At 66.0% G+C, this 12,962-nt stretch carries 10 protein-coding genes; 4 read left to right on the forward strand and 6 right to left on the reverse strand.

What is annotated here, in order from left to right:
- Positions 1–169: 169 nt before the first annotated feature.
- The 6 genes from BKA23_RS03165 to msrA all read right to left on the reverse strand — a co-directional run bounded on the left by BKA23_RS03165 (position 170) and on the right by msrA (position 7,124).
- Positions 170–688: a ferritin gene (locus BKA23_RS03165; RefSeq protein WP_145225401.1), complete on the reverse strand. Its 519-nt coding sequence runs from the start codon at positions 686–688 to the stop codon at positions 170–172.
- Between the two features lie 216 nt (positions 689–904).
- The gene (locus BKA23_RS03170; RefSeq protein WP_145225402.1) at positions 905–3,046 is read right to left on the reverse strand and encodes a hypothetical protein; all 2,142 of its coding nucleotides are present in this window, start codon (positions 3,044–3,046) and stop codon (positions 905–907) included.
- 181 nt (positions 3,047–3,227) lie between these two features.
- A complete protein-coding gene (locus BKA23_RS03175; protein WP_145225404.1) occupies positions 3,228–4,400 on the reverse strand; it encodes a fatty acid desaturase family protein in 1,173 nt (390 codons plus the stop codon).
- Positions 4,401–4,437: 37 nt separating this feature from the next.
- Positions 4,438–5,520, reverse strand: coding sequence for a ferredoxin reductase (locus tag BKA23_RS03180; RefSeq protein WP_145225406.1), 1,083 nt, complete (start codon positions 5,518–5,520; stop codon positions 4,438–4,440).
- Between the two features lie 107 nt (positions 5,521–5,627).
- The gene (locus BKA23_RS03185; RefSeq protein ID WP_145225408.1) at positions 5,628–6,239 is read right to left on the reverse strand and encodes a cytidine/deoxycytidylate deaminase family protein; all 612 of its coding nucleotides are present in this window, start codon (positions 6,237–6,239) and stop codon (positions 5,628–5,630) included.
- A gap of 210 nt (positions 6,240–6,449) precedes the next feature.
- Positions 6,450–7,124: a peptide-methionine (S)-S-oxide reductase MsrA gene (gene msrA / locus BKA23_RS03190; RefSeq protein ID WP_145228136.1), complete on the reverse strand. Its 675-nt coding sequence runs from the start codon at positions 7,122–7,124 to the stop codon at positions 6,450–6,452.
- Between the two features lie 157 nt (positions 7,125–7,281).
- Between msrA and BKA23_RS03195 the strand changes: the two genes are divergently transcribed.
- From BKA23_RS03195 to BKA23_RS03210, 4 genes are all read left to right on the forward strand, one after another.
- On the forward strand, positions 7,282–10,305 hold the full coding sequence (locus BKA23_RS03195; protein WP_145225410.1) for a glycine--tRNA ligase: 3,024 nt from the start codon (positions 7,282–7,284) through the stop codon (positions 10,303–10,305).
- A gap of 79 nt (positions 10,306–10,384) precedes the next feature.
- Positions 10,385–11,356 carry a hypothetical protein gene (locus BKA23_RS03200; RefSeq protein ID WP_145225412.1) on the forward strand — a complete coding sequence of 324 codons (972 nt, stop codon included), beginning with the start codon at positions 10,385–10,387 and terminating at the stop codon, positions 11,354–11,356.
- A 64-nt stretch (positions 11,357–11,420) separates the two neighbouring features.
- The gene (locus BKA23_RS03205) at positions 11,421–12,584 is read left to right on the forward strand and encodes a cystathionine gamma-synthase (protein ID WP_145225414.1); all 1,164 of its coding nucleotides are present in this window, start codon (positions 11,421–11,423) and stop codon (positions 12,582–12,584) included.
- Positions 12,585–12,598: 14 nt separating this feature from the next.
- Entirely contained in the window at positions 12,599–12,898 is a 300-nt protein-coding gene (locus BKA23_RS03210; protein WP_145225416.1) for a hypothetical protein, read from the forward strand.
- Positions 12,899–12,962 lie beyond the last annotated feature (64 nt).

The raw sequence follows: 12,962 nt of genomic DNA on the forward strand, positions 1-12,962 counted from the left end.
GACGAAGCAGGGGAGTGGAGAAGCAGGGGGAGTGGAGAAGCAGGGGGAGACAAAGCAGGGGAGTGGAGAAGCAGTAATTCTTGGACGCGGTGCAGAAAAAACAGCGGGTCCGCGGCGGCTGTATGCCGGCGAACCCGCTGCCGTGACGAGCAGTATGACGGAGCGCGTCCTACTGAGCGGTGTTCTCGGTGGTGGCGGTCGGACGCTGGGCGAGGTCCTCGTCCAGGCGCAGCAGGCCGGGGCCGTCGTTGTCGATCAGCTTGATGCGGCCGACGATCTCGCTGACCGTCGATTCTTCCTCGACCTGCTCGGACAGGAACCAGTTCAGCAGCGGGCGGGAGTCGAGGTCGTCGGCGTCGTCACCGGCGCGGTAGAGATCGCGGATCGATGCCGAGATCTTCTCCTCGTGACGCAGGGCGGCCTCGAAGCAGGAGAGAACCGAGTCGATGTGCAGATCCGGGGCGGCGATGGCGCCGATCAGCGGGTGGTTGTCGCGGTCGCTCAGGTGGTCGATGAACTTGTTGGCGTGCACGATCTCTTCGTCGGCCTGGTGGCGCAACCACGCCGCCATGCCGGGGAGGTCCATGTCCTCCATCTCGATCGCCAGCTGGCGGTAGACCATGGAGGATTCGAATTCCATGGTGATCTGGTGGTTGAACTTGGCTTCCAGCGACTCAGTCATCTTCATGCGACGACTCTACGAGGTCGCCGACCGTGCGACCAGTAAGGCCCGGCGTTCACAGGTCACGTTTTGCGTCGACCGACCGAGGGCGTGTCGGCGACCGCTCCCCTCATCCGTGCTACGGCATACAGAACGACGGCATCACACCGCACAGGACACCGAAAAAGCGTGCACCGCAACGACATTGCGGTGCACGCCTTCTCGGCGTCGAGCAGATGGCGGTCAGGAGGTGCGCAACATCCCGTTGCTCCTGCTCGTCAACGACTGCACGTTGCCGGAGCTGAATCCGCCGCGACCCTCGATGGCACCCAGGATCGACGCCTCCATCTGCTGGGCGAGCGAGTCGCGTGCGAAGCACAGGCCGGTCAGCGTCTTTTCGGTGTTGATGTAGGTGCTGTCACCGGGAGAGGTGCTGGTCAGTGCGGCCGTCGACATCTTCAGCGTCGCCATCGCGAACTGCCCTGTGGGAGCGGTCAACTGCTTGTATGCCGCACTCAGTGCGATCAGCTGCTTCTCGTGCGCGCGCACCTGAGGCGAGAGCACCTTCGGGGAGATGATCGGCAGCAGTGGAACGCCGTCGACCTGGTAGCTGTCGCGCAGCCCGGTCAGCGTCATGATTGTCGGACGCATGTCGACCTGGTCGGTGAACGTGGTGTTGGTGCCGCGTGCCGAGATGCCGGGACCGACATAACCAGCCCAGATGTCCTGCATGTCCGACCAGTCGCCACCGTGGTTCCACGCGTAGCCCTGCGAGGTGTAGACGCAGGAGGAGTTGCAGTTCGCCGCACCGCTACCGACATACGAATCCTCGCCGGAGAACAACGTCAGCGTCGGCGTGCGAGCGGCATCCGCGCTGACGAAGTGCAGGATCTTTTCTTCCGCGGTGTCGGCCATGCTGTAGGCCACCGGTTCGGACTTGGCGGTGTAGGGGTTGGTGAACTTCACCTTGGCGATCGCATGGTCCAGTGCACGCACGGTCGAACTGTTGCGGGCCGGGTTGCCCTCCACCCACAGGGCGGGGGCGGGGTCGTCGTGGATCGCAAACGGCGTCGTGTTGCCGGCCTGCGTCGCAAGCAGCCCCGGCAGGTTGACGTCGACCTCGGAGCGAGTCTTGTAGTTGCAGTAATTCCCAGGCGTGCCAGTGCAGTTCGCCGGTGTCGGCGCGGTGCCCGCAAAGTGGTCGCCCTCGTCGGTGGTGAAGGTGAACAGGGTGTTCGCCGGGGTGATCCCGTCCTTCTTGAGCCGGGCGAAGAATGTCGCGAAGGCCGCGTTGTATGACGCGAGCTGCTGCGTGAAGGTCTGCTGGCCAGGGCCCATGTCACCGGTGTTGGCGGCGGTGTGGTCACCGTGCGCGTCAGAGACGTAGATGTTGACGTCCTGCACCCCGTGCTCGAGCATCTGGGCGCCGTACCCGAGCGAGTTGTTCGGCGTCTCGGAGTCGAATCCGGGGAAGCCGGGGTTGCCGGTCGGGTCGGCGATGATCTTGCCGTCGGTGGAACGCACCGGTCCGCTCGGGCTGATCACCGGCTGGATCTGAGCGGCGCCGAACAACGCTTTGTAACCGGCGTAGCCGCCCGGCTCGTCCGGCAGCGCGTCGGTCTCACCGGATGCGCACAACCGGGAGGTCTTGGCGCAGTGCACGGCGAACCCGACCATGTCCGCCTGGGCCTTGGTCGGGTTGGTGGCGGCCTCGGCCGCCTGCGGCGAACCGGCTCCGAACACCTTGGTCACGTCGGAGGTGGTGTTTTCCAGAACCGTGTTGGGAGAACCGACTTCGCCGACATTGCAGCCGGCCTCGGTGAACGGGACCCACGGCGCCGGCACGTTGATGCTCTTCTTCGGCGCGGCCTGGGTGCGCGATGGCAGGTAGTCCATGTTGTACCGCTGGTCGGTCATGCCGCCCGAGGGGTCGTAGACCGAGTCGGTCCAATAGGCGAACGAGCTGTCCGGGTGGGTGGCGCCGGACGGGTCGTAGTAGTCGCCGCTGTTGGACTGGGTGATCGCGTCGCGGTCGGGGTAGAGCCCCGTCATGTCCGAGATCATGTTGGTGCCGGTGTGCACCAGGTCGTCGTGCGTGTTGGTCATCAGCACGCCTTGGCTCTTCATGAAGTTGAGCAGAGCCGGCATCTGTTCCAAGTCACTCGCGACGTTGGGGTTGTCGCGGGTGAGGTGCACGTTGTCGAAGTCGACCTGCACGACGTGCTTGATGCCGTTGGCGAGCTGACAGTTCGTCGGCGACGAGGGCGAAGACGGTGTTGCGGTGTGCCGGGCCGGGGTCTGGGCGGCTTGCGCAGCTGCGCCGACCCCGACTCCACCCGCAGCGAGGGCCGCGACAGCTGTCGCGGCCACGATGGCGTTCCGCACGATGTTCCTCCTGATGACGTAGGCGGCTAAGTGCACGCTGACCCATCGTGGCGGCTATGGAAAGGCTGTGGGGATATTGAGAGTGTGAATATTTGGTGTCCATACGTATGACGAGCGCCCCGCTGGTAGCAGGACGCTCGTCATACGTGCGGCGGTCGACACCGCGGGAGGTGGTGCCGACTCAGGCGGCCTCGGCCAGGCGCTCGCGGCGAACGACCTTGCGCACCAACGGCTTCGGCGCGCGGCGCGGACGAAGGCGCTCGGCATACTTGTTGGGCAGCGACAACCGGATGACCTTCATCCACGCCGAACCGACCTGGCGCGGCAGCGATCCGGAGGTGTACTGCAGGCCGTAGCGCTCGCAGATGTCCTGCACGCGCGGGGCGATCTGCTGGTAACGGTTGCTCGGCAGGTCGGGGAACAGGTGGTGCTCGATCTGAAAGCTCAGGTTGCCCGTCGCGATGTGCATCGCCTTGGACCCGGAGATGTTGGCCGAGCCGATCATCTGCCGCAGGTACCAGTCGCCGCGGGTTTCGCCGGCGATCGAGGTGCGGGTGAAGGTCTCGACGCCTTCGGGGAAGTGGCCGCACATGATGACCGAGTGGGTCCACAGATTGCGGGCCAGGTTGGCGAGGTAGTTCGCGGCGAGGGTGCGCCGGGCCGACCCGGTCACGGTCGCCAGCAACGGGTGCAGCACGTAGTCCTTGGTGACCTGACCGCGGATCTTGTTGACCACCTTGGTGGCGTCCCGCTTGAAGACGTCCTTGTCCTTGCGGCCGGCGAAGTACTTGCCGAGCTCGAGATCGTAGGCGGCGATGCCGTATTCGAAGAAGCAGGCGTTGACGAAGTTCCACACCGGCTGACCGAGGTAGACGGGGTGCCAGCGCTGGTCCTCGTCGACGCGCATGATGCCGTAACCCAGATCGTTGTCGCGGCCGAGCACGTTGGTGTAGGTGTGGTGCAGCTCGTTGTGCGAGTGCTTCCACAGATCGGCGGGGGAGGCGTTGTCCCACTCCCAGGTCGTCGAGTGGATCTTCGGGTCGCGCATCCAGTCCCACTGGCCGTGCATGACGTTGTGCCCGATCTCCATGTTCTCCAGGATCTTGGACACAGTCAGGCCGATGGTGCCGAGTGCGAAGGCCACGTTGTTGCGGCTGGCCAGCAGCACGAACCGGCTGCCCATCTCCAGTTTGCGTTGCACGTCGATGACCCGGCGGATGTATGCCGCATCGGCTGCTCCACGTGAGTCGACGACCTCTTGGCGCAGCGCGTCCAGTTCTTCGCCGAGGGCTTCGATGTCCTCGCGGGTGAGGTGCTCGATCGGGTTGACGTCCTTCTTCTGCAATGCAGTCATGGTCGTGATCCCTTGCTGTGGTTGATGGTTCAGGTCTTTAGAGCTGTATGTCGCAGCGTCCCGCGACAGCCGAGATGCAGGTCTGCACGAGCACCCCGTCGCCGGGGGTCGCGGTGGTGATCTCGCCGGTGCGCAGGTCGCGCACGGCGCCTTCTCGTAGCGGCAGGACGCACCCGTAACAGATGCCCATCCGGCATCCGGACGGCATCAGGATGCCGGCGTCCTCAGCGTGGTCGAGGATCGGTCGCGCGCCGTCGCATTCGACCTCGCGGTCGAGTCCGGTGAAGTAGGCGACGCCGCCTTCACCGGGTTCGACGACCGCGGGCCGGAATCGCTCGGTGTGCAGTCGGTGCGCGTGACCCTCGTGTTCCCAATGGTTTTCGAGCATCTCCAACATGCCCGCGGGGCCGCACGCCCAGGTTTCGCGATCGGCCCAGTCCGGCACGAGAGCGGCGAGTTCGTCGGTGTCCAGCATGCCCTCGTGATCGGTGTGGCGTTCGAGCAGGGTGATCCGCCCCTGTTGGGCCAGGGACCGCAGCTCGTCGGCGAAGATGACGTCCTCAGGTCGAGGTGCGGAGTGCAACAGGATCACGTCGTCGAGTTCGTCGACGGCATGCCGCAGGATCCCCATCACGGGAGTGATGCCGCTGCCGCCGGTGAGCAGCAGGATCTGCCGGGGCAGCACCGCCGGCAGCACGAAGGCGCCGTCGGCCTGTTCCATCTGCACGATCTGCCCGACTCGCAGGGTCTCGATCAGGTGGGTGCTGACGGCGCCACCGCTGATCGCCTTGACGGTGATCGCGATGCAGCCGTCATCGCGGGGACCGGATGTGACGGAGTAGGCACGCCACAGGCGCACGCCCTCGACATCGACACCGATCCTGATGAACTGGCCCGGGATGTGACCACGCCAACCGCGGCCGGGCCGGATGGTGACGGTGGCCGCGTCCTGGGTCTCCATCTGGATGTCGGCGACCCGGCCGCGCAAAATCGTCCGCGAGCTCAGTGGTGCGAAGAGGTCGACATAGTCCTGCGGGACCAGCGGGGTCACCAGTGAGCGAGCCAACCAGCCGGCGCCGGAGCGCAAGGCGCTCGAGGGCGAGGTACCGGTGGACTTCATACTTACTATTGTGTTCGATTCGGCATATAAAATCTTTGTGCCGCCGGTTGGCTCTGCGGCAAGAAATTAGCACTGGACGCTAATTTCTTACTGCGCCCGGGCGCAGGTCAACTCAGCGGGATGCCCTTGTCGCCCTTGTCCGCCTGGTAGGTCTCCGACAACTTGTCGTAGATCGTTCGCAATGTCGCGGCTCGGGTCGCCAACTGTGGATCGGCGGACCGGCGAACCTCTTCGGCCAGATCGATGCTCGAGAAATACGCGTTCTGCCGGTTGTAGAGGTCGCGGTTCGGATCGGCGGCCTCGCGGTCCGGATCGGGCACGGCATACACGGCTTTGAGGATCTGGATGTCATAGGGGATGGCGAACGAGTCGGCGGAGTCTCTGTGGCTGAAGAGGTAGCCGAACGTGGTGAATCCGCTCCAGGTGATGCCGGACAGGCAGAGCGAGCACGGCTCGTGGGTGGCGAGGAAGAAGCAGTCGGCGGGTGCCGGACGCGCCGATGCGGGCAGTTCGTAGAACTTCTTGATCGCGTGGATCTCGCCGTGCCAGAGCGGATTCTCGATCTCGTTGTTGGTGGCCGCGACCACGAGTGACAGGTCGGATGTGCGCAGGATGGCGGCTCCGAAGAGCTTGTTTCCATCGGCGACGCCGACCGTGGTGAGAGGCACGATGTCAGCCTCGATGACGTGCAGCAGTCGGTCGAGCGATGTGTGATCCATGACACCAAGAATACCGCTAAACGAAATATAAATTCCACTGAATGGAAGTTCTCGTTGTCCGCGAGATGTCGCTCGTGGTCGGGGTCCACTTCGCGAGATGTCGGTCCTGGTCGGGATTCACTTCGCGAAATGTCGGTTCTGGTCGCTGTCCGTTCATGGAACCGGCACATCGCGACATCTCGTGAGCGAGTTCGGGGCGTCGCCCGCCGATCAGGCAGGGGGAGCGATCTCCTGCTGGCTGGGCAGCTGATCCTGGCGCAGGATGCCGACCGGGCAGGTCATCCCGTTGGGTCCGTGGTTGCAGTAGCCACCGGGGTTCTTGTGCAGATACTGCTGGTGGTAGTCCTCGGCGTAGTAGAACTCGCCGACCTCGGATGCCGGTCGCATCTCGGTGCTAATGTCGCCGAACCCGTTGTCGTGCAGCACCTGCTGGAAGGCCGCGCTGGTCGAGGCGACGGCCTGCGCCTGCTCGTCGTCGGTCCAGTAGATCGCCGAGCGGTACTGCGTGCCGATGTCGTTGCCCTGCCGGTTGGCAGTCGTCGGGTCGTGGTTCTCCCAGAACTGCTTGAGGATCAGTTCGGCGCTGGTGGCCTGCGGGTCGTAGGCCACCAGGACCGTCTCGGTGTGACCGGTGCGACCGGTGCACGTCTCGTCATACGTGGGGTTGGGGGTGAACCCGCCCATGTATCCCGCTGCCGTCGTCACGACACCGGGGATGCGCCACATGATCCGCTCGGTGCCCCAGAAACACCCCATCGCGACATACAGCACCTTCGTGCCGTCCGGCCACGGTCCGCGCATCGGCGAACCGAGCACGACATTCGAGTCGGCGATGCCGGGCAGGGGCGTGGGGCGCCCGGGGAGTGCGTTGTCGCGCGAGACCATGGACGTGCTGCGTCCGAATCCGAAGACCATGTATGCCGCAACGTATGGCGACGCCCAACCCTTCCCGTTACGGCGCGGCGTGTTGCGGAGCTCAGATGCGGCAGGTACGGCGTGACACGGCCGGTGCCGGTTGGTCGCGCCTCGGTAACCTTGCGCCGTGCTGACTGTGCAAGACGCCCTCATCCGCCTCCAGAAGTTCTGGACCGACCGTGGCTGCATGATCGTGCAGCCCTACAACACCGAGGTCGGTGCAGGAACGATGAACCCCGCCACCTTGATGCGGGTGCTCGGTCCGGAGCCGTGGCGGGTGGCGTACGTCGAGCCGTCGGTCCGCCCCGATGACAGCCGGTATGGCGAGAACCCGAACCGGTTGCAGACGCACACCCAGTTCCAGGTGATCCTCAAGCCGGACCCGGGCAATCCGCAGGAGCTCTATCTGGAGTCGCTGCAGGCGTTGGACATCGACATCCACGCGCACGACGTGCGCTTCGTCGAGGACAACTGGGCGCAGCCGGCGATCGGCGCCTGGGGCCTGGGCTGGGAGGTGTGGCTGGACGGGATGGAAATCACCCAGTTCACCTACTTCCAGCAGGTCGGTGGACAGAACCTCGACCCCGTCGCGGTCGAGCTGACCTACGGCATCGAGCGCATCATGATGGCCCAGCAGGGGGTCTCGCACTTCAAGGACCTGCAGTACGCCCCGGGCGTCACGTATGGCGAGGCCTTCGGTCAGCAGGAGTACGAGATGTCGAGGTACTACCTGGACGACGCCGACGTGGCCACCAATCAGGAGTTCTTCGACCGGTATGTCGCAGAGGCCACCCGGATGGTCGAGGCGCGACTGCCGATTCCGGCATACAGCTATGTGCTGAAGTCCTCGCACGCGTTCAACGTGCTCGACGCGCGTGGGGCGATCTCGACGACGGAACGTGCGAAGGCCTTCGCCACGATGCGGGGACTGGCGCGGGACGTCTCCCAATTGTGGGTCGAACGACGTGGCGAGCTCGATTTTCCGCTGCTGAAGAGCGAGGCGCCCAAGGTGCTGCTCGGCGCGGCGGTGCGCCACCCGGCGGACGATCAGGAAGACGTGGATCCGGCTGCGCTGCCACAGGATTCGCAACTGCTTGCGCTTGAAATCGGCGTCGAGGAGCTGCCGCCGCACGTCGTGCAGCAGGCGATCGATTTCGTGCGCGCGTCATTGACCGAACGACTCGACGCGACCCGGCTGACGCATGGAGCGATCGACGTGGTCGGCACTCCGCGGCGCATCGTCGCGACGGTCGCTGCGCTGTCGGCACACGAGCCGGACGCCGAGAGCCTGCGCAAGGGGCCGAAGGTCGCTGCGGCATACGACGCGGACGGCAACCCGACGAAGGCGTGCGAGGGTTTCGCGCGCGGTCAGAAGGTCGACGTGGCCGATCTCGTGCGCGCGGAGTTCGACGGGGCCGAGCATGTGGCTGTGCGGGTCACCGAGACCGGGCGTGGCGTGATGGAGGTCGCCGGTGAGCTCATCGCGGGCGTCATCGAGTCGTTGCGCGCCGACAAGAACATGCGCTGGTCGGACCCGCAGCTGTCCTACAGCCGGCCGATCCGCTGGCTGGTCGCCCTCTGGGGCGAGACCGTCGTGCCGGTGCACGCGTCCGACCTGGTCGCTGGTCGCACCACCTATGTCCACCGCACCAACCCTGAGCCACTGGTGCGCGTCGCCAAGGCCGACGATCTGGTGCATGTCTTGACGACCCACGGACTGGTCGTCGATCCGGTGCAGCGCCGGGCTCAGGTCGTCGAACAGGCTCGGCAACTGGCCGGATCCGTCGGTGGCACCGTCGATGTCGAGGGTGAGTCGGCGCTGGTCGACGAGATCACCAACCTGGTGGAGCAGCCGCACGGGATCCTCGGCACCTTCGGGGAGAAGTACCTCGAACTGCCCGAGCAGATCCTCACGACGGTGATGCGTAAGCACCAGCGGTACCTGCCGGTGCGCGACGACGCGGGCAAGCTGCTGCCGTATTTCGTGACGATCGCCAACGGCGACTGCGACGACGAGTTGGTGCGGCTCGGCAACGAGAGCGTCATGCGTGCGCGGTACGAGGACGCCGCGTTCTTCTTCGCCGCCGATCTGAAGGTGCCGCTGGAGGAGTTGCGCGCCGGCATCGCCAAGCTGACCTTCGAGAACAGGATCGGCTCGGTCGCGCAGCGCGCCGACCGGATCCGTGACATTGCCACCGGCTTCGCCGACACCCTCGGCATCACCGGCGACCAGCGCGCCACCCTCGACCGCGCCGGTGAACTGGCGAAGTTCGACCTGTCCTCGCAGATGGTCATCGAGATGTCGTCGCTCGCCGGGCCGATGGCCAAGGAGTACGCACTGCGCGCCGGTGAGCCCGCCGCGGTCGCCACCGCCCTGCTGGAGATGGAGCAGCCGCGCACTGCCGGAGGCGAGGTCCCGCAGACCACGCCAGGTGCGGTGCTGGCGCTCGCCGACAGGTTCGACCTGCTCTCGGCGATGTTCGCGATCGGCGCCAAGCCGACCGGCTCGTCCGACCCGTATGCGCTGCGTCGTGCGGCGCTCGGCGTGGTGAGCATCCTGCGGGCGCACCCGCAGCTGGCCGGCATCACGATCAGCGGTGGCCTGAGGGCCGCGGCGGATCGCCTGCGCCAGCAGGGCATCGACGTCTCCGACGAATCCGTGGCAGCGGCAACTGAATTCGTCGTCGGACGGTTCGGTCAGCAGCTGCGTGACGAGGGCGTGCCCGTGGGGCTGGTCGCCGCAGTGACTCCTCTAGCGGATGCACCTGGGGTGGCGACGCAGGCGCTCGCTGACATCACGGCCGCACGGGCGGAGACGCGCTTTCCGGCGCTGGTCGAGGCGGTGCAGCGCATCACGCGGATCGTGCCCGAGGGCACGCCTGCGGCATACGACCGCGCGTTGTTGGTCGAGGATGCCGAGCAGGCTCTGCTGGTATATGTCAACGAACTGCCTGATCACGCGAATGACGCTCTGCCGCAATGGATTCCGGATGCATTGCCGCTCGTGGCACCGCTCGCCCGTTTCTTCGACGACATCATGCTCATGGCCGAGGACGAGGCGCTGCGAGCTGCTCGTCTCGGCTTGGTGCAGACCGTCGTCGAGCGTGCTCCGCGCGGCATCGATTGGCGGGAGCTCAACTCCGCTCTCTGACAGGGTGTCCCGCGACACCAAGACGGAGACGTGTGTCCGCGTGCGGGGGTATACAGGTCTGTGAGGCGAGGAGGCTTCCATGACCCCACAGATGCCGGACGAGACAATGCGCTGGTTGCTGGCCGGTGATCCTTCGATCCGTTGGCAGACTCTTGCCGACCTCACCGATGCGTCGCCGCAGGAGGTGGCGGAGGCGCGTTCTGAGGTGGCCGAGTCCGGCTGGGGCAAGGACCTGCTCGACCGGCAGTCGGGTGGCCGGTGGGCTGACGGCGGCTGTTTTCCGGCGCGTGACTGGCACCCGACCGTGCCGATCACCGGAGATCCCGACGGGCAGCCCTGGGTCGCGACGTTGCCGACGCTGCGCCTGCTGCGCGCATTCGGAATCGCGCCGGACCATCCGCGGGTGCGCGCTGCGATCGAGGCAGTCGCGGAGCACTGCACGTGGGAGTACGACGACGCCCCATTCTTCGACGGAGAGGTCGAGCCGTGTATCAACGGCGGTGCGCTGTCCGTCGGCGCCTACTTCCGGCGCGACATGGACGCGCTCGCTACCCGACTCGTGGGAGAACAGCTGCCGGATGGCGGGTGGAACTGCGAAGCCGAGCGAGGCTCCACGAGGTCTTCGTTCCACACGACGATCTGCGTGCTTGAGGGGCTGCTCGACTACGAGTGCAACGGTGGTGAGGTGTCGGTCGCCGAGGCCAGGCGAGGTGGTGAGGATTATCTGCTCAGCCGGGCGCTGTTCCGCAGGGCCAGCACGGGCGAGCCGGCTGACGACAGTTGGCTGAAGTTCTCCTTCCCGACGCAGTGGCACTACGACGTGCTGCGCGGCGCCGACTACTTCCGAGGCACGGGCGCGGCACCCGACCCACGTCTCGGCGAGGCACTCGACCTGGTGCGTGCCAAGCAACAACCGGATGGCAGCTGGCTGTTGGAAAACACCCATCCCGGCCTGGCCTGGTTCGCGCTGGACACCGGCGACGGTGCGCCCAGCCGATGGAACACGTTGCGTGCCCTGCGGGTGCTGAGCTGGGCGGACGGGGGCGCCTGACCGGCCGCGCAGCGCCCGCGGGTCGCACGGGTTCGTTCAGGGTGTGACTCGTAGACTCGCGCGCATGACTGGTTTCTCCACGCGCGCCATCCACGCAGGACAGGAGCCGGACCCCCGAACCGGCGCTGTCGTCCCTGCGATCTACCAGACCTCGACCTACAAGCAGGACGGTGTCGGCGGGCTGCGTGACGGCTACGAATACTCCCGTTCGGCCAACCCGACACGCACCGCCCTTGAGGAATGCATCGCCGAACTCGAAGGCGGCGCAAAGGGTTTCGCGTTCGCCTCAGGCCTCGCCGCCGAGGACACGATCATGCGGTCGCTGCTCTCGCCCGGCGATCACATGATCATCCCGACCGACGCGTATGGCGGCACCTACCGACTCATCGACAAGATCCAGAAGGTGTGGGGCATCGACCACAGCCTGGCGAAGGTGTCGCAGGCGGACGCGATCCGCGGCGAGATCCGCCCCGGCGTCACCAAGATGATCTGGATCGAGACACCGACCAACCCGCTGCTCGGCATCGCCGACATCGAGGCCATCGCCGCGATCGCGCACGAGGCCGGGGCACTGCTGGTGGTCGACAACACGTTCGCATCGGCATACCTGCAGCAGCCGTTGGCACTCGGCGCCGACATCGTGCTGCACTCGACGACGAAATACTCCGGCGGCCACTCCGACGTCGTCGGCGGCGCTGTTGTGGTGTCCAAGAATGTCGCAGTGCCCGAGTTCGCGGATGCTGCCACCCGCATCGGGTTCCACCAGAACTCCATGGGCGCCGTTGCGGGGCCTATGGATTCGTGGCTGGTGCTGCGCGGCCTCAAGACGCTGGCGGTGCGCATGGAGCGACACTGCGACAACGCCGAGAAGGTCGTCGACTACCTGCGCTCACGCTCCGACGTCACGCACATCCACTACCCGGGCCTGGACAGCCACCCGGGTCACGACATCGCTGCGCGGCAGATGCGCCGGTTCGGCGGGATGGTCAGCTTCCAGCTCGCCGGTGGTGAGCAGCACGCCGTCGACGTGATCGGTCGGACGAAGATTTGGACCCTGGGGGAGTCCCTCGGTGGTGTCGAGTCGCTGATCGAGCATCCGGGCCGTATGACGCATGCCAGTGTCGTCGGCACCGAACTCGAGGTTCCGGCAGATCTGATCCGCCTGTCGGTGGGTATCGAGGACGCCGACGACCTGATCGCCGACCTGGCGCAGGCTCTCGACGCCTGAGGACAGCCGCCGCCATGTGGGATGTCGTCGTCATCGTGTTCTGCCTCGCCGGAGCGCTCTTGCTGCTCGTGCAGACCGTGGTGCAGCAACGCATCTGGCGCCGGCACCTGCGTGAGGTCACCGAGTACAACGCCTGGCAGCAGTCGAAGGTGGGCGCACCCTTCGACCAAGATGGCAGCGGCCCGCCCCTGGTGACCTCGCCGTATGCCGTCCAGCACCGCCCCCTGCCGCCGAAGCCAGGCGCGGGACGGCTCATCTGGGCCGGTGTGCTCGTGGTGGTGGCACTGCTGGTGTTCTTCGCACGACTGGCATAGCGGCCCTGACCACCGTCGACGTCGGTCGCAGGCCGTGCTGTGCTGATCCCTCCCGGGACCGCCA

The organism is Rudaeicoccus suwonensis (genome assembly GCF_007829035.1).
In the GTDB taxonomy this organism is placed as follows: domain Bacteria; phylum Actinomycetota; class Actinomycetes; order Actinomycetales; family Dermatophilaceae; genus Rudaeicoccus; species Rudaeicoccus suwonensis.